General features: G+C 48.4%; 20 protein-coding genes. 18 read left to right on the top strand and 2 right to left on the bottom strand.

Annotation, left to right across the window (positions count from 1 at the left end):
- Positions 1-100 precede the first annotated feature (100 nt).
- From B4E62_RS16615 to B4E62_RS16600, 4 genes are all read left to right on the top strand, one after another.
- Entirely contained in the window at positions 101-2,191 is a 2,091-nt protein-coding gene (locus B4E62_RS16615) for a carbohydrate-binding protein (protein WP_331352830.1), read from the top strand.
- A 306-nt stretch (positions 2,192-2,497) separates the two neighbouring features.
- Positions 2,498-3,367: an AraC family transcriptional regulator gene (locus B4E62_RS16610; RefSeq protein WP_331352829.1), complete on the top strand. Its 870-nt coding sequence runs from the start codon at positions 2,498-2,500 to the stop codon at positions 3,365-3,367.
- Positions 3,368-3,404: 37 nt separating this feature from the next.
- Positions 3,405-3,815, top strand: a complete 411-nt coding sequence (locus B4E62_RS16605) for a hypothetical protein (protein WP_331352828.1) — start codon at positions 3,405-3,407, stop codon at positions 3,813-3,815.
- Positions 3,816-3,897: 82 nt separating this feature from the next.
- Positions 3,898-4,404 carry a DUF3087 domain-containing protein gene (locus B4E62_RS16600; RefSeq protein ID WP_331352827.1) on the top strand — a complete coding sequence of 169 codons (507 nt, stop codon included), beginning with the start codon at positions 3,898-3,900 and terminating at the stop codon, positions 4,402-4,404.
- Between the two features lie 103 nt (positions 4,405-4,507).
- On the opposite strand, the gene B4E62_RS16595 is transcribed toward B4E62_RS16600, so the two are convergent.
- Positions 4,508-4,741: a hypothetical protein gene (locus B4E62_RS16595; protein WP_310067960.1), complete on the bottom strand. Its 234-nt coding sequence runs from the start codon at positions 4,739-4,741 to the stop codon at positions 4,508-4,510.
- A 597-nt stretch (positions 4,742-5,338) separates the two neighbouring features.
- Between B4E62_RS16595 and B4E62_RS16590 the strand changes: the two genes are divergently transcribed.
- The 10 genes from B4E62_RS16590 (at position 5,339) to B4E62_RS16545 (ending at position 16,375) form a co-directional block, all read left to right on the top strand.
- Positions 5,339-7,942, top strand: a complete 2,604-nt coding sequence (locus B4E62_RS16590) for a cellulase family glycosylhydrolase (protein WP_331352826.1) — start codon at positions 5,339-5,341, stop codon at positions 7,940-7,942.
- Positions 7,943-8,028: 86 nt separating this feature from the next.
- Complete coding sequence (locus B4E62_RS16585) at positions 8,029-9,471, top strand: glycoside hydrolase family 30 protein (protein ID WP_331352825.1); 1,443 nt, start codon at positions 8,029-8,031, stop codon at positions 9,469-9,471.
- Between the two features lie 253 nt (positions 9,472-9,724).
- A complete protein-coding gene (locus B4E62_RS16580) occupies positions 9,725-10,456 on the top strand; it encodes a PEP-CTERM sorting domain-containing protein (RefSeq protein WP_331352824.1) in 732 nt (243 codons plus the stop codon).
- 179 nt (positions 10,457-10,635) lie between these two features.
- Positions 10,636-11,505, top strand: coding sequence for a class I SAM-dependent methyltransferase (locus B4E62_RS16575; protein ID WP_310067972.1), 870 nt, complete (start codon positions 10,636-10,638; stop codon positions 11,503-11,505).
- 122 nt (positions 11,506-11,627) lie between these two features.
- Entirely contained in the window at positions 11,628-12,149 is a 522-nt protein-coding gene (locus B4E62_RS16570; RefSeq protein ID WP_331352823.1) for a BLUF domain-containing protein, read from the top strand.
- 258 nt (positions 12,150-12,407) lie between these two features.
- Positions 12,408-13,151 (top strand): 2OG-Fe(II) oxygenase, encoded by a 744-nt coding sequence (locus tag B4E62_RS16565; RefSeq protein ID WP_331352822.1) that lies wholly within the window; start codon positions 12,408-12,410, stop codon positions 13,149-13,151.
- A gap of 164 nt (positions 13,152-13,315) precedes the next feature.
- Positions 13,316-14,125, top strand: coding sequence for a transglutaminase family protein (locus tag B4E62_RS16560; RefSeq protein WP_310067979.1), 810 nt, complete (start codon positions 13,316-13,318; stop codon positions 14,123-14,125).
- A gap of 5 nt (positions 14,126-14,130) precedes the next feature.
- On the top strand, positions 14,131-14,916 hold the full coding sequence (locus tag B4E62_RS16555; protein WP_331352821.1) for an N-formylglutamate amidohydrolase: 786 nt from the start codon (positions 14,131-14,133) through the stop codon (positions 14,914-14,916).
- A 9-nt stretch (positions 14,917-14,925) separates the two neighbouring features.
- Positions 14,926-15,432, top strand: coding sequence for a DUF1993 domain-containing protein (locus B4E62_RS16550; protein WP_331352820.1), 507 nt, complete (start codon positions 14,926-14,928; stop codon positions 15,430-15,432).
- Between the two features lie 133 nt (positions 15,433-15,565).
- On the top strand, positions 15,566-16,375 hold the full coding sequence (locus B4E62_RS16545) for a hypothetical protein (RefSeq protein ID WP_331352819.1): 810 nt from the start codon (positions 15,566-15,568) through the stop codon (positions 16,373-16,375).
- A gap of 18 nt (positions 16,376-16,393) precedes the next feature.
- Here B4E62_RS16545 and B4E62_RS16540 read toward each other — a convergent pair whose 3' ends face one another.
- Positions 16,394-18,319 (bottom strand): alpha-amylase family glycosyl hydrolase, encoded by a 1,926-nt coding sequence (locus B4E62_RS16540; protein ID WP_331352818.1) that lies wholly within the window; start codon positions 18,317-18,319, stop codon positions 16,394-16,396.
- A 273-nt stretch (positions 18,320-18,592) separates the two neighbouring features.
- Between B4E62_RS16540 and B4E62_RS16535 the strand changes: the two genes are divergently transcribed.
- The 4 genes from B4E62_RS16535 (at position 18,593) to B4E62_RS16520 (ending at position 25,602) form a co-directional block, all read left to right on the top strand.
- A complete protein-coding gene (locus B4E62_RS16535) occupies positions 18,593-19,234 on the top strand; it encodes an RNA polymerase sigma factor (protein WP_331352817.1) in 642 nt (213 codons plus the stop codon).
- Complete coding sequence (locus B4E62_RS16530) at positions 19,231-20,286, top strand: FecR family protein (RefSeq protein ID WP_331352816.1); 1,056 nt, start codon at positions 19,231-19,233, stop codon at positions 20,284-20,286. Before B4E62_RS16535 ends, B4E62_RS16530 begins: the two co-directional genes overlap by 4 nt.
- A 392-nt stretch (positions 20,287-20,678) precedes the next feature.
- The gene (locus B4E62_RS16525) at positions 20,679-23,882 is read left to right on the top strand and encodes a TonB-dependent receptor (protein ID WP_331352815.1); all 3,204 of its coding nucleotides are present in this window, start codon (positions 20,679-20,681) and stop codon (positions 23,880-23,882) included.
- A gap of 163 nt (positions 23,883-24,045) precedes the next feature.
- The gene (locus tag B4E62_RS16520) at positions 24,046-25,602 is read left to right on the top strand and encodes a tryptophan halogenase family protein (protein WP_331352814.1); all 1,557 of its coding nucleotides are present in this window, start codon (positions 24,046-24,048) and stop codon (positions 25,600-25,602) included.
- Positions 25,603-25,606: the final 4 nt, after the last annotated feature.

The following is a 25,606-nucleotide window of genomic DNA, read 5'->3' as shown; positions in this document are numbered from 1 at the left end:
AGCGCATACAACCCCGCGCACAACAACAGGGAATGCAGTAATCCGGAATCAGGCTTTCGTACTCTGTGACAGATAACAATAACTTTACAGGTACCCAACTATGAACAAATCAGCACTTGCGCTCTGCCTAGGCGGAGCGTTATTCAGTCAATACAGCCTAAGTCAGGTCAATACACCCGCCACCATACAGGCGGAAGCCTACAGCCATATGAATGGTGTGCAGCTCGAAGCCACCAACGATACCGGCGGTGGCCAGAACGTTGGTTGGATCGATGCCAATGACTGGCTCTCCTACGCTAACAGCCCGGTCAATATCACCACTGCAGGCGCTTACGATATTGAATATCGCATCGCCAGCCAAAGCGGCGGCGGCAATATCACCTTTGAAGAAGCGGGCGGCACGCCCGGTTATGGCAGCATCGCCGTGCCCAGCACTGGCGGCTGGCAGACTTGGACGACTATCAAACAGCGCGTGAATTTGAGCGCGGGCGTGCATCGCTTTGGGATCAAAGTGAATGCGGGTGGATTTAACATCAACTGGTTCAGGATAGTGCCGGTACAAACCCAAACCTGGACACCGCTCCCTGCGATCAAACAAAGCGGCTCGCTCTGGGTTAACGCCAACACCAACCAACGCGTGGATTTGCGCGGTACCAACCTCGGCAACTGGTTGATCCAGGAATTCTGGATGATGGGTGGGATCATCTCCCACAACGGCGGCGCGGTGAATGACCAGTGCACACTGGAATCGGTCATGTCGCAACGCTTCGGTAACGCCGAAAAAGAACGCCTGATGAAAGTGTTCCGCGACAGCTACATCACCACCCGCGACTTCGACATGATGAAGGCCATGGGCATGAACGTCGTGCGCATCCCCTTCCTCTATAGCTTGATCGAAGACGAATACAACCCTTACAACGTGCGCAGCGATGCCTGGCAATATCTGGATTGGGCGATCAATGAAGCGGAAAAACGCGGCATGTACACCATCCTCGATCTGCACGGCGCAGTCGGCGGCCAAGCGGCAGCGTCCGAGCAGCACGACGGCTGTATAGGTGCGGCGCAACTCTGGACCAACGCCAACTATTGGGATCGCACCAAGTGGCTGTGGGATGTTATCGCCCAGCGCTACAACGGCCGCAGTGCCGTCGCCGCTTATGACCTGTTGAATGAACCTTGGGGCACTGACGCCACCACCCTCGCCAACCGTTCTTATGAGCTGTTCAACGTGGTGCGCGCGAAAGATGCCAATCACATCATTTTGTTGCCCGGCCACAATTCCGGTATCGATGCCTATGGCAACCCGAACAGCCGCGGCCTGACCAATGTGTCCACCTGGATGCACTTCTACCCCGGCCTCTGGGGATGGAATGACACCGCCACTTACGGCGCTGGCCAAGCCAACATGCATGCGAACTGGCTGCATTGCAACCAGAACGGCACGGGCGAAAGCTGCGACTGGCGCAACAAAATCAACGCTATCCAAACTCCGTTCCTGGTCGGCGAATTCCAACCCTGGACGCTGCTCGGCAGTTACGGCGGCCAGATGACCCGCAAAACCTACGACATCTATAACAGCTACGGCTGGGCAGCCACCAACTGGGCGTGGAAAACCACTTCAGCGGGCGGATCAAACGGCGATACCAGCGGCTGGGCTTGGGGCATGATCACCAACTCCAACAACGGCGGTGGCATGAGCAACCTGAACGTGAGCAGCGCGAGCGCCGCGCAAATCGAAAGCTGGTTCCGCCAATTCTCCACTCAACCCTTAGTGCGCAACGAAAGCATCGCCTACTGGATGAACTGGAAAGCGCAAACCGGCCAACGTATCGAAGCAGAAATGTTTAAAGATCACAGCGGCATCCGCATGGAAACCACCACCGATACCGATGGCGGATTCAACGCTGGCAGCACCGATGACAACGACTGGATGAGCTACCCGATCAACATCCCCACAGCGGGCAATTACACCTTGCAAGTGCGCGTGGCATCGCCCTACAGCGGCGGCACTTTGGTGCTGAGCCGCAATGGTACAGATCTAGGTGTAGTGTCTGTGCCCAATACCGGTGGCTGGCAAAACTGGCAGACGGCGAGCATCACCGTGAACTTACAAGCAGGTCAGCAAGACCTGGCGATCTTCGTGAGAAAAGGTGGCTGGAATATCAACTGGTGGCAACTCACCAAGCAATAGTCCAGCCCGTTAGTGTCTACGAAGCCTTGACCGGCACAGCAATGTGCCGGTCTTTTTTGAAACTGTGTGAATCTCGTGTTTTAAACTCTCGTGTTATCTCCATAGCCTTCATGATTTTCCACCCTGGTTAATCATGAGCCTTTTCGCCGATGCAGAAATGTATCGGCTTTTTTGTTTTCAGATCACAAAAAATGGTTAGACTGAACCCCACACCAACAACTTAGCAATCTCGATCAGGAACAACTCGCAAAAAGCTTGCATGATGCGTGGCACCTGAACAGAACGGTTTCAAACACGAATGATTGAATGAGCGATAACCCGATCAATAGCTACGACAAACGTATAAACAAAGTGTGTGAATACATCGATCAGAACATCAACCAAGACTTAACCCTTGATGCACTGAGTGATGTGGCCGCATTTTCAAAATACCATTTTCATCGGGTATTTTTGGTTTATACCGGTATGAGTGTGACGCGCTATATTCAGCTCGCCAGACTGAAACGCGCCTCATACCGATTGGCATTTGAAAATGAAAAACGGGTTATTGATATTGCATTGGAAGCGGGCTTTGAAAGCCCCGAAGCATTTGCGCGCGCTTTCAAACGCACCTTTGATCAATCGCCATCTGAATTCAGGGGTGAACCCAAGTGGCCGGAATGGCATTTGCGGTTTCAATTTCAGCCAAAGCTTTATGGAGCCATCCCGATGAACGTCAATATTATTCAATTTGAAACCACGAAAGTTGCGCTGCTGGAACATCTGGGCGCACCGGAAAACGTGCTGGAGACAGCCGGAAAATTTATTGCCTGGCGCAAGGCCACTGGCCTATCGCCGGTAAAAACCAGCAAAACCTTTGGCATTCCCTACAGTGACCCCAAAACCACTGAACCAGAAAAATTTCGCTGGGACGTATGCGGCACTATCGACACCGATATTCCCGCGAATGATTACGGTGTAAAAAACGGAATAATTTCCGGCGGAAAATGCGCTGTTGTTCGACACAAAGGCAGTCACAGTAATCTTGATACCAGCATCTACGCGTTTTATCGCGAATGGTTGCCTAACAGCGGCGAAGAAATTCGCGATTACCCCTGCTTTTTCCACTACGTGAATTTTATCTACGAGGTTGATGAATGCGACCTCATTACTGATATTTATTTCCCGCTGAAATAAGTTGTAATATCAACTCGGACACCAAACCGCATACACTATGCGACTTCAATCACAGGAAAGACACCGCAGTTACATCCCCCAAGAACAGATAAAAGAGGGTAGTATTTTGGAAGAAGTAAGCTTTTTTACACCCCATTATATTTTTAATATTTTGATGAATTTAATTACAGCTATCGTTAATTTTTATGCATACATTTCATTGAAAAAAATGTTTAGCGTTAAAAACGAGATATACATATCTTATTTATCAAAAGCCTTTTTGTTTTTCGGAATATCCACGTTATTGGGCCTATTTTCTTTTGTCACAATAATTCTGCTCGCGGGAGCTGTAGGAGAAAGCCCTTATTTTGATATATACGTTGATGTGCCTTATAACTTGGCATTTGTCGCTGGTTTGTTCTATGTGGTTATTGGCATAAGAAATACGAAATTACTAAAAGTAGGTTAGCAAGTTATTAGACCCCTATATCTATTTACTACTAATGGGCATTACACGGCGCATTTGTTTTTTATATTACCAGCAGGATTTTATGCAGCTCATTGAGGTTAATAAGGCGCGTTATAATCGCCATGTAAAGATTGTGTTCGCAGCCTGTGCAATTGGTTTGGCGATTGGTAGTTTATCCTTATCGCAACTGCTTATTGCGTTATTCCCCGATGAAAGTGGCCGTCATTTTCATTGGAATTTGCTCGGTGTTGTGGTTACTGCCATAACGGTTGTCTGGTTTCTCAATAAATTTCGACAGCACGAATTTATGCGTGAGGTAACCTACGTATGGGAGCTGAAGCAGGCGCTGAATAAAATACATCGCAAAATGCGGGCGCTGGAAACCGCCGCTAGTGGGGGCAATATCAATGCACTAGTGGCGATGCAATACAGTTACGCCGGTTCACGCCTGTTATGGCAGTTGGATGATAATACTCTCACGCTGGATGAGCTGGCCATTAAACAAGCAGAACTTGATCGACTAGCGGAAAAGTTTAACGTAACGCTCAAGGCAAATGATTATGACGAGAGCATGTTAAAGCCGTTTTAGCCAGCAATAGAAGGTCTATTTCTGCCTGACGACTTTGCGTAATAGAGTCTACAGCCTATACCTTAATCGGTGTCAGCAGACGCGAGAAGAGGGAGTTGCGATGTCAGGCTATAAAACGCGCCTCAAAATACAAGGGTATTTTTTTGGTCAGCTGCTTCCAGAATTCGGTTTTTTGTAGCATGGTCTGTTGTGCTTGGTCGAGGGATTCGAAAGTCTCCACCGGACGGTGCCCGCCTTCAAAGAGCTCGTAATGCGATGTTACCTTTTGGTTATCGGCATCGTAATTTTCTACGAGGAATATTTTGAATAACTCGTTGCTTGAAATTATTTTTTTCATGGTTTTCTCCTGTTCTTATATTTTTTATTTTAAGAGAAAAATCTGAATTGCAAAGAGATTCACAATTATTTAATGAAACCTGTATCAAAACGTCACAATCACCAAAAAATTATGGTGTTGTATAGTTACAACTACACCTTATGCACCATTCTGGCCCAAACCTGACACCCCTCCCACCCGTTCCGTTCTACTCCTACGCCCCAACCAAACCAAACCCACTTTTGAGGTTGAGGTTCGGTTGCACTCAACAGGACGCAGTGCAATTTTTTCTATCGTTAACTGGCGTCGACAGGATCAGCCTCTCCCTTGGTTCAAGAGAAGTCAGTCATAGCGGAGCTGACGCCAGACCGCGGCTATCGCCGATCGGTGGCGCTGGCAATGAATTTCCCTTGTAACCTCTTGTGCCCCGTGCCTGCACGGGGCTTTTTTGTACAGGCGTGCGGGTCTATCTGCTTCCCAGTTTAGGCAAAACTTAATCTGAGCCGGTTCGAGTAAATTTAAACGGGCGCAAGCCTTTGATGAGTCAGTCAGGATTCACGCGGCAATAACACCCATAAGTGTTGAACAATAACTATCGACAAAATAAGAGAAACCGCTATGACTAACCCCAACAGCAAAATCCCGTTTATCAACCTGAAAACCAGCCTGCTCAGCACCTGCATCATCGGCCTTGTTGCCTGTGGTGGCGGGGGCGGTAGTGGTGGTGGCAAGTCGTCGACTCCCGCCAGCTCATCCGCTGCTTCGGTCGCGCCGTCGTCTTCCAGCGCAGCCAGTAGCATCGCGCCCGATGAAGGCATGACCATGCTCAAAACCGATGGCACCAAATGGGTGAAAGCCAGCGGTAATCCAATCCACCTTAAGGGAACCAACCTGGGTAACTGGCTGGTGCAAGAATTCTGGATGATGGGCCAAGGCGGCAATGGCGTGCATGACCAATGTACCCTGGAAGCCAAACTCACCGAGCGTTTTGGCTACGATGAAAAAGAGCGTTTGATCAAATTATTCCGCGACAACTGGATCAAAGAGCGCGATTGGGATCAACTTAAAGCGTTCGGATTTAATGTCGTACGCCTGCCAATCCTTTGGAATGTGATCGAGGATGAAAAAAATCCTCGTACGCTGCGTGCTGATGCCTGGCATTACCTTGACTGGACAATTGCTGAAGCGAAAAAACGTGGCATCTATGTGATCCTCGATTTACACGGTGCCCTCGGTGGCCAAACACCAAATGACCACACCGGCTGCTCTGGCCAAAACAAATACTGGACTAACACCGAATATCAAGACCGCACCAAATGGTTATGGGAACAAATCGCTACCCGCTATAAAGATGAACCCGCCGTCGCCGCCTATGACCCACTCAATGAACCATGGGGCTCAACCGCTGAAGACATGGCCGTACGAGTGACCGAGCTGTACGAGACCATCCGCAAGATCGACAGCAAACACATCGTTATGCTGCCCAGCCATTATGGCAATATCGAAGTCTATGGCGATCCGGTTGCCAAAAATATGACCAATGTGGCCTTTGAGCTCCACCCCTACCCTGGTCTGTTTGGCGATCGCCCCAACGACACCCATTTTGATATCCACCGAGATTGGCTCAAATGCGGCCAGACTGGCACCGGCGGTGTATGCGACTGGAACACCAAATTGACTGCACTCAAAACCCCAATGCTGATGGGCGAATTCCAACCCTGGCAGTCTGCGGGTCTGGAACTGGGTGGCAAAATTGCACGCGCCACTTATGACATCTATGCCTCTTACAACTGGGCATCCACCAGCTGGGCTTACAAACTTGTTTCGGTTGCGGGCGGCCAGGGTAAAGGCACCTGGGGCATGGTGACGAATGAGATCAACACCACTTTGGATACTGGCGTCGGCCTGATCACCAAAGCCAGCACTTGGGATTGCAACAACTGGGACTCGAGCTTCGCCAACGCCTGTGCCAAAAAGGCCACCACCATAACGGCAGGCGGTACGGGCGACAAAACCTACTATCTGGTAGTGAAAACTGGCGCTAACGGCGGTGCCAACCCCGATGTGACCTTTGATAGCATCAGCCTGAAAAACACCACCACCAACGAAGAACTGCTGGCCAACGGCAACTTTGGCGCCAGCGGCGGCTGGTCAGAACTGACCATCAGCGGTGCACTCAACTTCAACTACAACAGTGTTGATGCCAGCAAAGCGCCCACAGGCAGTGATGGTGCAGTCATGCATATCACCCGTCCGGACGGTGTAACCGGTGAAATCAACGGTGCGCTCTACCAGCAAATCACTCTGAAGGGCGGCCAGACCTACAACTTCAGCGGTGTATTCAAAGGTAATGGCAGCGTGAACACCTGGGCGGAGATCTACTTGATTGAAGACGCGCCTGTCGCCGGTAAAGATGTTGTCGATAACGCGGGCAAAGTGGATTTCACCACCGCGCCAATTTCCGAGATCGAAGCCTTGTTTAAAAGCTACGGTGAAGTGGGTTATGACGTGAATGCAGGCTTGGCCAAATGGCTGGTAACCAGTGAGCACAATGACGTGTTCGACTATCCAGCGCGCCCCACCAACGTCAACCTGGTGCAAACCGGTAATAGTGTTGCGCTGACATGGGCGGCGGTAACCGGCAACGGCATCACCTACAACGTCTATCGTGCAACCAGCGCTGGTGCGAAAGGCACCTTAGTCGCCGAAGGCCTGACCACTACCAGCTTCAACGACTCCGGCTTGAACGAAGATGAAACCTACTACTACTCAGTCGCTGCAAAAAATAGCATCGCCGAGGGTTACACCAGCGCGCCGGCCAATACTCAACTGTTGTTTGTCGCAGTGCCAGCCAAAATCGAAGCGGAAAAATTCACCGCAATGAGCGGCATCCAAACTGAAGCCAGTGGCGATACCGGCGGCGGCACTAACGTGGGCCATTTTGAAACGGGCGACTTTATTGAATTCAAAATCAAAGCGGAAACAGCCGGTAATTACACCATTGATTACCGCCTTGCCAGCCAAACTGGCAGCACTGGTTTTGACGTGCTGATTGATGATGTAGTGGTAGACACCATGGATCTCGCAGCCACTGGCGGCTGGCAAACCTACATCACCAAAACTGGCAAATCCTTTGCGATGACAGCAGGCAACCACACATTACGTTTCCGCTCGATTGGCAAGGAATGGAATATCAATTGGTTTGAGATTAAAAAGCAGTAACGCGACAAACCTTATCCGGATTGTGGACGCGATCCGGATAAGGCTATCCAACAATAGCGAAACACCAAAAAATAGAGAGCCCAACTATGACTAAACACTTACAAACCTTAGCCATCGCGCTTGCAATCGCCGGCACCGCGTTCGGAACCCATGCCGCCGACACCAGTGCCAGCACAAAAACACTGAGTGTTTACACCACAGCCAAAGATACCCATCACAAGTTGAGCCTCACCGATACCCTGAGCTTTAAACCCGCGCAACAAAATAAAGAAACGGAAATTGCGATTTACGTTAACCCCGCCAAACAATACCAAACCTTTTTAGGTATTGGCGGCGCGATTACCGATGCGAGCGCAGAAACTTTTGCGAAATTAAACAGCAAGAAAAAAGCCGAATTTTTAAAAGCCTACTACGATAAAAAAGACGGTATCGGCTATAGCCTGCTGAGAACCACCATCCACAGCTCCGATTTCAGCAGCGGCAGCTATACCTATATCGAAGAAGGTGACAAAGAATTAAAAACCTTCAGTATCAAGCACGATCAAAAATATCGCCTGCCGATGCTGAAAGCGGCCATTAAAGCGGCCGGTGGAAAAATTACCACCTACGCTAGCCCCTGGAGTGCGCCCGCGTTTATGAAAGACACCAACCATATGTTGCAAGGCGGAAAATTATTACCCGAATACAACAATGCGTGGGCCACCTACTACACCAAATTTATTAAAGCCTACGAAAAAGAAGGCATACCGATTTGGGGGATCACAGTTCAAAATGAACCTATGGCGAAACAAACCTGGGAATCAATGATTTTCACTGCGGAAGAAGAACGCGACTTCCTGAAAAATCATCTCGGCCCGGTGATGGAAAAAGCAGGCTACGGCGATAAAAAAATTATCGTATGGGATCACAATCGCGATTTAATTGTGCATCGCGCCAACACCATCATGAGCGACCCTGAAGCAGCCAAATATGTGTGGGGCATTGGCTTCCACTGGTATGAAACCTGGACTGGCGCAAAACCGCTGTACGGCAACGTTGCAGAAGTTTCAAAAGCTTACCCCAATATAAACCTGATGCTCACTGAAGCCACCGTAGAAAAATTCAACGCCGAGCGCTATCACTACTGGCCCAACGCCGAGCGTTATGGCGATTCATTAATTAACGATTTTAACTCTGGAGCTGTCGCATGGACCGATTGGAATATTTTGCTCGACAATACCGGTGGCCCCAACCATGTCGGCAACTTCTGCTTCGCGCCTATCCACGAAAATAACGGCGAGTTAATTTACACCCCAACCTATTACTACCTCGGGCATTTCTCCAAATTTATCCGTCCCGATGCCAAACGCGTAAGCGCCGTATCAAGCCGCAGCGTTTTACAAACCACTTCATTTATGAATGCGGATAACAAACTGGTGACCGTCGTTATGAACAATACTGACGACGCGATCAGCTATCGCTACTATGTGGGCAATGAAGAGGCAACCGTCAAAATCCCCGCGCATGCGATGCAGACATTAGTGTACTGATTAAGTAAACATCAGCAAAAAGATCAGGGATGGCATTCGGTCAAAACCAAAATAACCCGCTTCGGCGGGTTTTTTTCGCTGCGGTGATTATCACCTTTTACCTTTACAGACTGTCGGAATAATTTACATGACGCAACAGGATTACGGCGCCAAAACGGCAATAAATCCATAGTAAACAACAGCATAATGAATCAAGCACAGTTCTTGCTTTAAGGCGGCCGCTGTACAACATCAATTCCACATAGGGATAACCATGAAAACTTTAAAAACTATTTCACTCGCTTGTTTAATTTTCGGTGCTGCGCAAGCTGCTGTTGCAGGTCCGATCTACTTGACCAGTGGTTCTGAGCCTTGGGGCACTAACGCTAACATCGACAACTTCGATGCCGCTTTTGGTGCAGGCAATTGGGACAGAGCAGTATTTGGTGATGCTGGCGTATTCAGTGACACCTCTGACTTTGTTTACATTGATGGTGGCGACGGCAATACTTTCGATTTTGAAACCTGGTACAACAGCAACCGCAGCACCGTAGAAACCTTCGTTGCTTCTGGCGGTAGTGTGTTTGTTAACGCCGCTAGATGGAGCGGTACCGACAATTTTGATTTGGGCTTTGGTGCAACTCTGACCGAAACTGGCAATTACTCAACTGAGTGCACCCTGACTACCAACGACTTCGCTGCTGCTGGCACTGTGTTTACCGGTTCAGGCTGCTCACACGACGTAGTAGCAGGCGCTGGCTTCAACACCCTGGCCTACTCAACAGCAGGCAACATCCTGTTGGAGAAAAGCTACGGCCTGGGTCATGTAATGCTGGGCGGTATGACCACCACCAACTTCCACTCAGGCAATGGTTTTGACATCCGCGTTAACATGCTGAAATACGCTAATGACGGCGTAACCGCTGTTCCAGAGTCATCTAGCATTGTGCTGTTCGGCCTTGGCTTGCTCGGCCTTGGTTTGGCACGTCGCAACAAAAAAGCTTAATAGCTGCAACTAACTGGCTTTAACCTCTCGCCAGCTCCGCAAAACCCCACCCTAACAAGTGGGGTTTTGTTTTTTTGGCGCCGCACCTTAACAAAAAATAATCCTTTCGCGCTGTTGGCTGACACCATTGACTGGCACACTCTGCCCGGCTTTATCACCTTCAACAAAGGAATCCTGACATGAAAAGAATCGCATTTCTAACTGCTGCAATCCTGCTGCAGAGCTGCTCCAGTGTGGTCGATCACAAACAAACGGCCACCTTGAGCGACGCCGATAAAAAACAATTAGTCACCGTCACCCAAAGCCTTCCCGCTGAACACCAGGCTCGCTACGCCGCGCGCCACCCGGTGGAAACACTGGAATTTTTTGGCATAAAGCAAGGTGATACCGTGGTAGAAGCATTACCCGGAGAAGGATGGTACTCAAAGATTCTACTGCCATATTTAGGCGCTGAAGGCCGATTGATTGCCGTTGATTACAGCCTGAATATGTGGCCGGAATTTGGCGGATTTGCGACACCGGAATTTATTGCGCAGCGCAAAGCCTGGCCAGCACAATTTGCGGTCGATGCCAAAACCTGGGGCGGTGCAAATGGCGCTAAGGGCGAGGCCTATACCTTTGCCAATATGCCGGCCGAGTTAACCGGAAAAGTGGATGCGGTTTTATTTATCCGCGCCCTGCACAACCTCGCGCGCTTTGATGCAAAAGGTAATTATTTAAAACAAGCGCTTGCAGAAACTCATCGCGTATTAAAACCTGGCGGTGTTGTCGGCATAGTTCAACATGCGATGAGCGAGGACAAACCCGATGCATGGGCTGATGGCAGCCGTGGCTACTTAAAGCGCTCATATGTAATTAGCGCCATGACCGCCGCCGGTTTTGAATTTGTGGGCGAAAGCGATATCAATAAAAATCCGAAGGATGATCCGCAAGCCGATGACAATGTATGGCGCTTACCACCAAGCCTGAGCGGAACTGAAGAACAAAAAGCAAAAAATCGTCTAATCGGCGAATCCAACCGTATAACGCTTTTGTTCCGCAAGAAATAAAGCGCTCAATGAGTTGATGGTGTAGCAACCGACACCATCAACTCGCTGACTTACTGGCGGGCATTGTCGTAAATTAATCGCGCGGACTCTGCGCAACAATAGCTCACCAGAGGAATGAAACTGTGGAAGATTTGGTTAGACTCGTATATGCCAGTGAGGCGACGTTTTCCGGCAACAGTGCAGCTCAGGGAATAGAATTGGAGGTTGGTAGAATTCTTTCCGAGTCGCGCCGCAATAACGCGCGAGCACAAGTGGGCGGGGTGCTCTATTATGGAAATGGTTATTTTTTCCAATGCCTGGAAGGTGAGCGCGATGCTGTGGTGCAAACATATCAACGTATTTGCACCGACCCACGCCACAAAAATGCCAAAATTTTACTCAAAGGCTTTACCAAGCGCCGGTTATTTCAAGATTGGAGCATGAAATATTTACCGGCCGAAAAAAATCTTCGCGATTTTTTAGCACAACACGGGTTGAGCGAATTCTCACCTTTTAGTTACGATCGTGAAATGGTTGGCCGCTTGCTGATCTTTTTCCAACAGACCAAAGAATCTGGTGAACTTGCCGAACACAGCACAGAACATTCCCCAGCCGCCACAAGCACCCCAACCAAACCCGGTTGGCGCAGGCTATTTAACCGCTGATACCAATAACACAGCAGTATTGCCCGCCACTTGGACGGCAATTTACGACATTTACAATCCACCCGAGTAGCACTGAAAAACAAAATCCATTAACGACATTATTTGCAAAAACAACAGGATAAGGTTATTGCTCAGAAAAAATAGTAAACTACAAAAGCAAATCACTACTTTTATAGCAGGATAGTAGATACGTTTTCGATATACCAGCACATGAAAACGATGCGAACCAAGAAGCCAGCTTAATACAGAGATAACGACATGCTATTCAACAAAGCCCCCTTTGCTTTCAATATCAAAGAATTGGAAGCCCTGGGAGAAAAAAACCACAGCACTTATGTACATGCAAAGCCCTTCCCGCATATAGTTCTTAACGATTTCTTACCAAAAAAACATGCCAACTATGTTTTACAAGAATTTCCTGATACAAATTCCCCTATTTGGCTGGACTGGAAACAACGGGATCTTGTTCATCAGCCAAAAAAACAAGGCATAGGCCATGCATCAAGGTTGATTGATGTTTCACCTTACTTGTTAAACATGTTATCTACATTCAATTCATATCCTTTTTTAAATTTTTTAGAAAAGCTGACCGGCATCGAAAAACTATTACCTGACCCCTATTTTCACGGTGGTGGACTGCACCAAATACTCAGTGGCGGAAAGCTAGCAGTACACACCGACTTTAACGATTTAAAAGCGCTTAACCTGTATCGCCGCATCAATGTTTTATTTTATTTAAACAAAAATTGGAAAGAGGAATACAACGGCGAATTAGAGCTGTGGAATGATCAGCTCACCCAGTGCGAAGTTGCTATCTCACCGCTATTTAATCGACTGGTGGTTTTTAATACCGATAAAAAATCGTTCCACGGCCATCCAAAGCCATTAAATACCCCCGAACACATTACCCGCAAATCAATCGCACTTTACTATTACACAGCATTGCCCAATGCAGAAGCGCACTACGATGGAATTACTGATTGGCAGGACATTCCGGACTAATCACCAATGACGAATTGCATTCGGATGAATGCAACTCATGTCCTCCTCCGCCAATTCGCTCGCCGCCTTTTTTAAACTGGGTGCGCCAGCGAACTGAAAACATAGGTTAAAAAGGTGTCTGATAAGGGCACACTTAACCCTATTGTTATACGAGGAGATTTAAAATGGATATTCGCGTCGGCTACGAATTAATTTATGACTGTCCGCAGCCAACTCCCATGCTGCTGACATTAAACCTGCACTACACGCGCGCCGCTGACATAATTATTCCTGATCACATCATCACTAACCCTGCTGTTCCCATCACCGCCTACCGCGATGATTTTGGCAACTGGTGCAGCCGCATTGTGGCACCTCCTGGAACCTTCACGATTTCAACAGAAGCGCGAGTGAGGGATTCGGGACTACCCGATCCTGTATATCCAAACGCATATCAACATGCGGTAGAAAATTTACCGTCTGACACGCTCGTCTATTTACTGGGTAGCCGTTACTGCGAGACAGATCGGCTCTCCGATCTCGCGTGGAACTTATTTGGCAATACCCCGATGGGTTGGCCGCGGGTACAAGCCATTTGCGATTTTGTGCACAACCATATTAAATTCGGCTATCAACACGCGCGCGCAACCAAAACCGCACTCGAAGCTTATAATGAGCGATTGGGTGTATGCCGCGACTACACACACCTTGCCATTACTTTTTGCCGCTGCATGAATATTCCCGCACGTTATTGCACTGGTTATTTAGGCGATATAGGCGTACCCATTTCACCTAACCCGATGGATTTTTCGGCTTGGTTTGAAGCCTATCTTGATGGGCAATGGCATACCTTTGACCCGCGCAATAATATTCCGCGCATCGGCCATCTTCTTATTGCGCGCGGACGCGATGCAACCGATGTCCCTCTCACCAATGTATTCGGCACCAACACGTTAAAACGTTTTACCGTGTGGACCGATGAAGTAAAAAATTAACTGCTATGAATGACAATCAAGCACTGTCGACACTGTTATTGCCAACCGAACCCGCTGCAGTTGAACTATTCAATCAACAAGGCAAAAGTAATCTGGTATTGGTATGTGATCACGCCTCTAATCGAGTACCTGTATGCCTGGATAAATTGGGTTTGAGTGATGACCAGCTCGCAGAGCATATCGGTTGGGATCCGGGCGCCGCTACAGTCGCACGCCTGCTCGCAAAAGCACTTGATGCGCCGTTATTATTGAGTGGTTACTCAAGATTGGTCATTGATTGCAATCGCCCAATCGAGAGCAATGAATTAATTCCCGAGCAGAGCGCAGGAATAGTCATTCCTGGAAACCAGAATTTATCCGCATATGAGCGCGCAGATCGCATCCAGAATCTATTTATTCCCTATCACGATGCCATAGATGCATTACTAGATGCGCGCCTGCTCAGCAACCCCAAGCATCCCACCCTCTTTTTGAGTATTCACAGTTTCACACCTTTCCTGTTTAATCAGCAGCGTCCATGGCATATTGGTGTCTCACATAAAAGTGATGCCCGCTTTGCCAAAGATTTATATCGCGCATTGGTCCAACAAGGCGATATTATAGTCGGCCTTAACGAGCCCTATCCGATTGAGGATGCATTCGACTACAGCATTCCAACACATGGAGAAGCACGAGGTCTGCCCTGTGCAATGATTGAAATTCGTCAGGATGGATTAACAACCGAGACAGGGATCGAACGCTGGGCGGCACGTATTGCAAACGCCTATCGGGCTATTGATTTAGCATATTGAGATTTATTCATGCAGAAAAATCCTACTGGAATCTTTATTCACTATCTGCACCAACTTAAAGTGATAGTTGAGAAAATTGCGCTTCACCAGCAACAAAATCCCACCCTACTGCATAGCAGTTTGCACAGCGATATGCTGCCACTGCTCGCGCAGATACGCACAGCAGCTAATTTTTCCCTACGCACCTGTTGTCCGCTAGCAAAGCGCGAGCGGATTAGCTTAGATAACCAACAGGAAAACTATGCAGGTTTACAACAACAGCTTGATGAAACAATTGCATACTTGCAAGCGATACCTGCTGCTGAATTTCATCAGCCACCCGCACACATTCAGGATAAGGCAGGCTTTACTGAATTGAATTTGGCCGCAGATGAATATGTGAATTTTTATGCCTTACCCAATTTCTTCTTTCACCTTTGCATGGTTTATAGCATTGCCCGCCATGCCGGTGTGCCGCTCAGCAAAGGCGACTTTGACGGCTACCATCAGTATCCGACCGGTTTTTCGTTCGTTTAATTGTTCAACCGCAATCTATACCACTCACTTCATAAACCGGTAAAATCCCTTGCTTTATAAGAAAAGAAAAAATAAAACCACAATGGAAAAAACACAGCAATCAAGTACCCACAACAAGGAGATAAAAGTATCTATGCGATCTATAAAAACCAACCCCTGCATCATTATCAGCCTGATTACATTGTTATCCGCCTGCGTACCATCTACACCGCAAATGAGTGTAAAACGGCTTGATCTTACCGATGGCAGCGCTGACTCTTTTTATTTACAAGCAAATTATAACCACGCTGGTGGCCGAATTACCCAAGTAGAAATTGAACAGCGCGATGCACAGATGGATATTATTTTGTCAGGTGCACAGGATGCATCAGGCAGGGGTGAGCATCGTTTACGTTATCTGGATCAACCCAACCCTGACAATAACCAACTGGTCGGATCAGTGAACGTTGATTCACAACACCGCTTACAACAAGTTTCTGTTCGCTCTGTTTTTCATGTTGACGACCAAGGGCGATTCCAGTTTGATGTGTCCCCCCAGCTCAGCATGATGCGCATCGAAAGTAGCTATAGCACGGCAATGCGAGCCATTAATATTGATCTGGATAAATTTGGCGCAGGTATAGTGCTGAATATGAAAGTGCCCGTGTACAAAGTCATTAGCCTGAATCTATCGGAAAATTGGTTGCGCTACTCGGGCGACACCAATCAATCGACACTGTCCCTTTATTTGCGAGTGCAGCCAAGCAAAAACCTTCATGTCGATATCGGGCAGTATCGCAGCTATCTTGATTTTGGCACCGACAGTCAACTTTCATACGAACAACGTGTACCCGGCTCCCAACCTTGTGGCGAAAACTGCACTTACATTTACGACGATACGAAAAACTCGGACGTTGAAATTGAGACTGCAGGCTATCGTGTAGGTTTAGGCTGGTATTTCTAACTTTAAAAATAATCCAGTCTACATTCGGTTTGCCAACACCAGTACCTCTGCTGGAGCCAGATCGCGAATTTCCACACAGTGAATACCCGACTCAAGTCGCCTTACAGGTTTGCTACTGCCTACCACATCAATCAAATGATTAGCATCGGCGGCTTGTGCAGTATTCACCACCACCGTCATTACGCTGCCCAGCGGATTTAACGCGCTATCTATTAAAATATCCGCACCGCGCCATTGTGTGCCGTGCGGGTTGAGCACAATTAAAAATTCTTCGTCATCGAGAATGCGCGACCAGGCAATAATTTCACCGTTACCATAAACCGCGAATGGTTTGCCGAGAAAAGTGATCGGACGCAAATATTGGCGGCCAACACGCAGCGCCGGAAATTGGGCGCGCGCCTGCGCCATCGCTTGAATGCGTGTGTAGGCACTGCTAGCAGGATCAAAGCAGTGATGCCCCACCGTGCCGAAGGGACCAAAGCCCGGTAGATTTTGATCGCGCGGATTAGCGGCTGAATCCAATCCGGCGAGCCCATCTTTACGTGGATGCTCCGCACCAAACAATGTTTCGCGCAGGTAGCGGTCATTGGAACCAAAACCTTCAAGCCAGATTCGCTCGGCAAGCTCAGGCCCACCTAAACTTTGCTCCGTGCCGTAATAAATACAGGGAATGCCCAAGGTAAATAATTGTATGCCAACTGCTGCAGCCGCCTGATTGGGCGACGCCGCCTCCGCCGAGAAGCGAATTTTTTTACCAAATACGTGATCGTGATCATCCAAAATAGAAACGTGTTTTTCACCCACCGCGCGATGCGATCCCATAACGGTATTACCCGGATCAAACCCGGCAAAATAATCAGCGGGATGCTGTAAACCTTTGGCAACCTGATTAAGCGTAATGCGCATGCCGCCAATATCCAACGCTGCATTTAAATTGCGACTAAGTACATTTAAATAGCGATCTTGTTCAAAATCGCCACCTGCAATTTCACCCACCAGAAAAAAATTACTTTTTCCCAAATTCGCGGCGAACTCCTTAATGGTGCCGCAAAAATTGCGCGCCTGCTCAAAGGAGACATGCTTGAGTGTATCGATACGAAAACCATCGCAATCACACAATGCAATCCAATATTTAAAACAACTGGCAAGCTCACTCATTAAGTGTGGATGATCAAGATTAAAATCTTTGAGCGTAATAAAATCCGTGCGTTTATGTTCGGCTTGTGGATCGTCAATACTACCTGCCCCTAAATTACCGGCGCCGGCGCGCGTATATTTATCGGGATCTTGCAACTCACTTGGCCACACACCCTGCTCATCGCTTGCGATTACACCAACATCTTCACCTTGCTCACCACGCCATGCGCCAAACGCATGCCGGCCGCTAGTGTAATGCGGCTGGAATTTCCCACCGGGTAAATCCGCAGGATAAGTCCAATTTTCTCCGGAATGATTAAAAATAATATCGAGGATAATGCGCATGCCTTTGCTGTGCGCGAGTGCGACTAAATCCACCAGCGCTTTGCGATCGCCAAAATGCGGATCTATATCCAGAAAATCCTGAATACCGTAACCGTGAAAAGAATTGAGGTGGCCGCGTTGCTTAAACACCGGACTGAGCCAAATAGTGGTGACGCCCAGGTTTTTTAAATAATCCAATTTGGATGCAACTCCACCAAGGTTGCCACCCTGCCAGCGCTCACCGCCGGATTGCGACCACAAATCCCAGCGCCAATTTACCGGGCGCGCGGCGGCAAGGTTGGTGCGGTCGAGCAATGGCCGCTGGGCTTCAAGGCCATCGCTAAAACGATCAACCAACAGGAAATAGAGGGTTTCATTGCGCCAGTCCGCCGGGGAGGGAAAATAATTAACGCGGCGTGGCAGCTTTACTGTGCGGATGGCCGCAGGGCGCGGCGCATTGAGGATAGCTTGAATGAATGACATAGCGGGAAATCTCCTTCGGCAGCGGCCGTATTCCGATGACTACTCTATGCTGGATTGACTGTTCAAAAAACGAACCAGCCAAGCTCGACTCTAACACCGGGTTTTGACCACCAGCTAGCAGAAGCGCGTGTCTTGCTATGCTGTTTTGGCTCAAACGACCCTCTTTTGATAACCCAATAATCCATTTGCCAAAAAAATATTCCGCTACTATGGCGGAATATTCATCCTGCATCGTCATGGACTATGAGGAAATCACCCTGGTGGCTGAAGCCCATGACCTATAACAACAAATCGAATAACGATTCATCGACTACCAAACCAATGACGGACAACACACAGCAGGACAATATCGCCAACCTGTTTGTCGCCTTGCGCAGTACCCTCGCACGCGCGGTATCGCGTTTGGTACCACCCAAGGAAGTGGAAGACATAGTGCAGGAAACCTATGTGCGCGTTTGCCAGGTAGAGACGCCGGAGCAGATCCAGTTCCCGCGCTCATTTATGTTGCGCACTGCGCAGAACCTGGCACTGGATCACCTCAAGCGCGCTGAAACTCGTTTAAGTGTGAGTTTGGATGATGATTTGGATCTGGAGCTGGTGGGGTTTACCACCCGCGCCGATGAAACCTTTGATCGCGTTGCGGCCAATCAGGAGTTTGGCTTTTTTTGCGAAGCGGTGCGGCAATTGCCGCTGCAGTGTCGCAAGGCGTTTGTATTAAAGAAAGTCTACGGTTATTCGCAAAAAGAAATTGCCCTTAACCTTGATATCAGTGAGAACACTGTGGAAAAGCATATCGCTACCGGCATTAAACGCTGCGCGCAATTTATGGCTGAGTTAAAGCAAGGCACTGGCACGCGCCAGACAAACTCATCGCTCGCCAAAAATATGGGCGCTCAAGAGCGGAGCAAATCATGAGTAATATTATTGATTTCCCCAACCGCGAACAGATTTACGATCAGGCAAGCCTGTGGATCGCGCGCATGGATCGCGAATTAACGGCGCAAGAGCAGCAGGAATTAAGCCACTGGCTCAACGCGAGCGAACAGCATCGCGCAGTATTATTTGAGATGGCGGAATTGTGGGACAAGATGGACAGCCTCGCGCGCCTCGCCGATTTATTTCAAGCGCCGCAGCAAACATCAGTATCACCACACGCGCGCAAACCACGTTTTTACGGTGCGATTGCCGCATCGCTGGTATTGGTTGCATTAGTATTTGGTTGGAGTTTTTCTACCTCGCAATCGACCTCACTCATCGCATGGCTGCACAGCGACCAAGCAGTTGTTGATGGTGTTTATGAAACTGCTGTGGGTGAACACTCCAATGTGAATTTACCGGATGGTTCACTACTGGTGTTAAATACTAATAGCCGTGTGATCGTTAAATACAGCGAAGATCATCGCTTATTTTTATTGGAGCGCGGTGAATTAAATATTGAAGTGGCACACGATAAATCTCGCCCACTGAGCGTGGTCGCGGGCAATAAAGTCGTGCAAGCAGTAGGCACTGCATTTAATGTGCGCATCCGCAATGACAATGAAGTTGCACTGTTAGTAACAGATGGAAAAGTATTGGTTGCCAAACAAGAAGTGCAACAGACGATTGAAAAAATCGTCGCCGAACGTTTGCCTGCTACGTCGATGGCAGTTGCAAAAGGTGAAAAAGTGGTGCTGGGCGCAACGCAGGAAACCATCGCCAAAGCGGACGACAATGAAATCACTGCGCAGCTCAGCTGGCGGCAGGGTAATCTGGTATTTCGCGGCGAAACATTGGAAGACGCCTTGGTGGAAATTAATCGCTACACATCCGTGCAATTTGAAGTGATCGATGAAAGCATCAAACAAGAACGTATTGCCGGATTATTTAAAGCGGGCGATGTGGATGGTTTACTCGCCACACTGGAACAAAATTTTAATATTCACAACCAGCGCATTGGCAACAATAAAATTCGTTTGAGCGCCAAATAAGCGCAATAACGATTCGTATTCAGGGGCACCGCTGACGCCTAATGCATCATGGCGCGAATAACGACTCACTGCAAGATTTTTGCAGTGAGTGTTTGGCGGTTGAGCAATTTCCTGTTTTATCGCGAAAATTTTTTCCCTCGCCCACCTAAAAAGTCTGCCAGACTATATCCAAGTTTATTGCGCCCACGCTTGTTCCTTGGCGCACAAGTCTTTAAGCTCTAGCATCAAGCATCACCACTACGAAAAAAGAATCCAGCTATATTGTGCGGCGCGGGGTTCCAATAACAACTATAAAGCGACAACAAAATCACAATAATGTGTTCACAGTGCAAATGTCCTCATTGAGATGGCGGAAAAAAATTTGCCCATCGTCTATTAAGCACGCGAGCAAGATGCTCGCGGCTGAGGTAAACGAGCAGGCAATTTTTCGGTTACTGGTTTTTGCCCTCGCGGTAGGCACGTCTATGCCTGCGTGGGCGGAAATCAATTCTCTCGCTAAAATTATCCAGTTCGACATCCCTCAGCAACGGGCAGATCTTTCGCTCACTGAGTTTGCCGAGCAGGCCGATATTACGCTGATATTTCCGTTTGATGATGCAGCGAAAATAATCACCAATAAATTGGCCGGTCGCTATTCCATCGAAGACGCTGTAAAGCGTTTGGTGGCGAATACCAAACTCAGTGTGAAGATTGACGAGAAGGGTCTGCTGACCATTACGACCAATCAGTCTCACGAGGAGTTGGATTCAATGCACAATAAAAATAAACTCAGCGCTATTATTGGCTTATTAACCTCCGTTGCCGGCACCCAGGCAATCGCCCAAGACACACCCCTTCCATCAGGTGCAACAGAACAAGTCGAAGAATTAATGGTGACCGGTATTCGCGGTAGCTTGCAGCGGTCAATGGATGTTAAACGCGCGTCAGGTGGTGTGGTCGATGCCATCTCCTCCGAAGACATCGGTAAGTTTCCCGATACCAACCTCGCCGAATCATTGCAGCGTATTACCGGTGTGTCGATAGACCGCTCAGGCGGTGAAGGCCAATTAATTACTGTGCGTGGTTTCGGCCCGGAATTTAACACCGTATTAATTAATGGCCGTCAAATGGCGACCGAAAATTTATCACGCGCATTTAGTTTCGATACAGTTGCATCTGAACTAGTGAGCGGTTTGGAAGTGTATAAAACCTCATCCGCAACTATGCAATCCGGCGGAGTTGGTTCAACTGTCAACGTAAAAACCGCGCGCCCATTTGCTATTGGTGATTTCAAAGTTGCTGGCAGTGTGAAAGCCGCCATGGAAGAAAACAGCGAAGAAACCACACCGCAAATTTCCGGCTTGATCAGCAATGTCTTTAATGATGGAAAATTCGGCGCACTGCTTGCGGTATCACATCAGGAGCGCGACACCCGTTTAAATCAAGCCCAAATGGATGGATGGCTGGAAAATGTCGGCATCCCCACCTCTGAATTAAATGGCGGCGCGGGCGTGCCTGCAGGCACTACGATTTTCTCGCCACGTAATTACGATCACAAAGTCACCTTTGAAGAGCGCACACGTACTAACGCGTCGCTTGTGCTGCAATTTGCAGCCACCGATGATTTAACTATTACTACCGACGCTATCTATTCTGATTTTGATGTAGAAACCAATGCGCTTTCATATGGCCACTGGTTTACTGCACCGAACATCACCGATGCAGTGACCGATGAAAACGGCACTGTCATTGATTTGCGTCAGGAAGTCGGCTTGGCAACGGACATGCACGCGAAAAAATTTGATCGCCTCACTTCCAACTCTCTCTTCGGCGTTAATGCGGATTGGCAAGTGAACGACAAATTGAATTTGAATTTTGATGTCACCACTTCAAACGCCAAACGCGATGCCAATAATGGCGGCGGCGATCAACTTTCTTTGATTGGTTATGCCAACCGCGTGCGCTTCCAGGTGGACGACAATATCCTGCCTTATGCGAGTGAATTTGCCACTGCCGACGCAAGTATTTTCTCCGGCCAACAAGAATTGGATGGCACTGCTTATCGCGATCCAAGCGCACCCAATTATGTTGCACCGGCAGGCGTAGGCGATTTGCTTGATAAAAACAATAGCCGCGCACATGTAATGTTGCGTCGCGGTTGGGCGGTGGATGACGAAGTTAACCAATTCAAAATGGACGGCACTTGGGATGAAGGCGGCGATTCCGGTTTAGTAAAAATTAAATTCGGCACTATGTTCTCCAGTGAAGACAAAGCACTGGAGCGCTGGGATAACGAAGGTGTCGGCATTCACTGTACCTATTGTGGCTATCCTGATTCGCCCGTGATTCCTGCAGATATGCAATATATTTTTGATGCGGGCGATGATTTCCTCAGCGATGTCAGCGGCAGTGGCCGCATGCCAACGCAATGGCTCGCGCACGATGGCGAAGCGCAATTTGCTTATCTCGAAAGTACCAGCGGCAAAAATTTTGATGCAGTGAAGCGTGATAATTCCTTCGTCGTTGAAGAGGATACCTTATCGTTTTATTTAGAATCTGAATTCGCTGGCGATTTGAGCGGCATGCCTGTTTCTGCCATTGGTGGTGTGCGTGTTGAATCCACCGATGTCACTGTCACAGGCACTGAAGCTCCCGTCACTGGCTTGCGTATTTTGGATGAAACCGAAATGCTCGCGCAATTTGGTGCAGCACAATCGATTAACGTCGATAATAGTTACGATGCAATCCTACCCAACATGAGCATCAAACTGGATATAACCGATGACATGGTTGTGCGCATGGCGGCATCCAAAAGTTTAACGCGCCCCACTCTCACCAGCATGGCACCCGTGACAGTAATTACCACAACCCGCCAGGGTGGCAACCTCACCTCCACCAGTGGTAACGCTGCACTCAAACCCTTTGAATCCGACAACTTTGATTTAAGTTGGGAGTGGTATTACGGCGATGCCAGTTATGTATCTGCCGGTTATTTCAAAAAAGACGTAGCGAATTTTATTGTCAACACGATTGCCGATAAAACCTTCACATTACCCAGCGGCAGTTTGTTACTCGACCCATCAACCGGTAGCGACACCGGCGCCGCCGATGCCAACGATTCAGTGGCGGTATTTAAAAATACCCTGCCCAACAATGGCGAAGATGCCACGGTAGACGGTGTTGAACTCGGCGTGCAACACACCTTCGGCGAAAGTGGTTTTGGCATGATGTTTAACGCCACACTGGTGGATAGCGATGCAGAACTCGACCCGGCCGATGTTACACAAGTATTTGCGCTCACCGGTTTAAGTGATTCCATGAACCTGGTCGGCTTTTACGAACAAGGACCAATACAACTACGTTTAGCTTACAACCAACGCGGTGAATTTGTGCAATCGCTTACTCAGAGCAATGGCAACGGTCCTACCATCGTAGAAGATTACGAGCAATGGGATTTAAGTGCGAGTTACGATGTTACCGATGAAATTACCGTCTTCGTTGAAGGCATTAATCTCACCGAGGAATACACCCACAAACGCGGCCGTTACGACAACCACTTATTGTTAATTGAAGACAGTGGTCGCCGTTGGGCACTGGGTGTACGTGCGAGTTTTTAATCACGTTAGATGTCAGGTGAACAACTCATAGCCTATGTCCGCTATGATTTTTAGGCCGCTGTTTTTTACAGCGGCCCTTTTTATTTCACAACCTGTTTCATTTTTTTGTTTGTCATTAATGTCCCTACACGGGATTGCAATGTGAGTTACCGACGGGTGCGCTATGAATAATAAGATATCCAATATCGTGATAGTCGGTGGGGGCACTGCTGGCTGGCTTACTGCGGGGCGTATCGCAGCACACCATCGTGCGCAAGATGGCAAACATATTCGCGTCACTCTGATTGAATCCCCCAATATTCCCATTATCGGCGTAGGTGAAGGTACCTGGCCGACTATGCGCTCCACCCTGATGAAATTAGGCATTTCCGAAACCGATTTTATTCGCGAGTGCGATGCCTCATTTAAACAGGGCGCAAAATTTGCGCGTTGGGTAACAGGTACTGCCGATGATTTTTATTATCATCCCTTAATGTTGCCGCAAGGGTTTGGAAAAACCAATTTGGCAGCGCACTGGCAGGCGGCACGCACCAAAAAGCAATTACAAAAATCCTTTTCAGACGCAACCTGTTTTCAAGAAGCCGTGTGTGAACAGGGCTTGGCGCCCAAGCTAATCACCACACCGGAATTTAATTCCGTCGCCAACTATGCTTACCATTTAAACGCAGGAAAATTTTCCACCTTCTTGCAAAAACACTGCTGCACAAAACTCGGCGTGCAGCATGTGCTAGCCGATGTTATCAGCATCAATTCAGCCGACAATGGCGATATAGCCTCGGTCAACACAGCGCAGGCGGGCACTATCGAAGGCGATTTATTTATCGATTGCAGCGGCTTCCAATCGCTATTGCTTGGCCAACATTTGCAAGTGCCTTTTATCGATTGTAGCGATGTATTATTTATCGATACTGCACTCGCTGTGCAAGTTCCCTATGAAAGCGAGGATGCGCCTATTGCATCCCACACCATTTCTACCGCACAGGACGCCGGCTGGATTTGGGATATAGGTTTGATTCATCGCCGCGGTGTCGGCCACGTTTATTCCAGCCACCATATCAGCGAAGAACAGGCGACCGAGCGCTTGCAAGATTATGTGGGTGCCGCGTTTAAAAATTTAACGGTGCGCAAGATTCCTATCCACTCCGGTCATCGCCAGATTTTTTGGAAAAATAATTGTGTCGCGGTGGGATTATCGGCAGGATTTTTAGAGCCGCTGGAAGCATCCGCAATCGTATTAGTGGAATTGTCGGCGAGCATGATTGCCGAACAATTGCCGGCCTGCCGGGAGGTGATGGGCATTACCGCCAAGCGGTTTAACGATACCTTCCGCTATCGCTGGGAACGCATTATTGATTTTTTAAAATTGCATTACATTTTAAGCAAACGCACTGACAATAGTTTCTGGAGCGACAACCGCGACCCGGCAACGATTCCGCACAGTTTGCAAGAACTGATGCAACTTTGGCGCTATCATCCACCCGGCGACCACGACTTCACCAGCAACAACGAAGTTTTCCCTGCAGCCAGTTACCAATATGTTCTCTATGGCATGGGCTTTGAAACTGACTATCGCTATAGCCAACATTTACTGGAAGACATAGCAGTGGCTCAGGAACAATTTGCTAAAAACCAAAAACATATTGAGCAGGTCATACGCAGTTTACCCAGCAACCGCGAACTACTAACCAAAATCCATTTGCATGGTTTGCAAACTATTTAATTGA

Origin of the sequence: Cellvibrio sp. UBA7671, from assembly GCA_002483145.1 — a bacterium.
GTDB lineage: Bacteria > Pseudomonadota > Gammaproteobacteria > Pseudomonadales > Cellvibrionaceae > Cellvibrio > Cellvibrio fibrivorans.
This window is presented reverse-complemented; position numbering and strand designations above follow the sequence as displayed.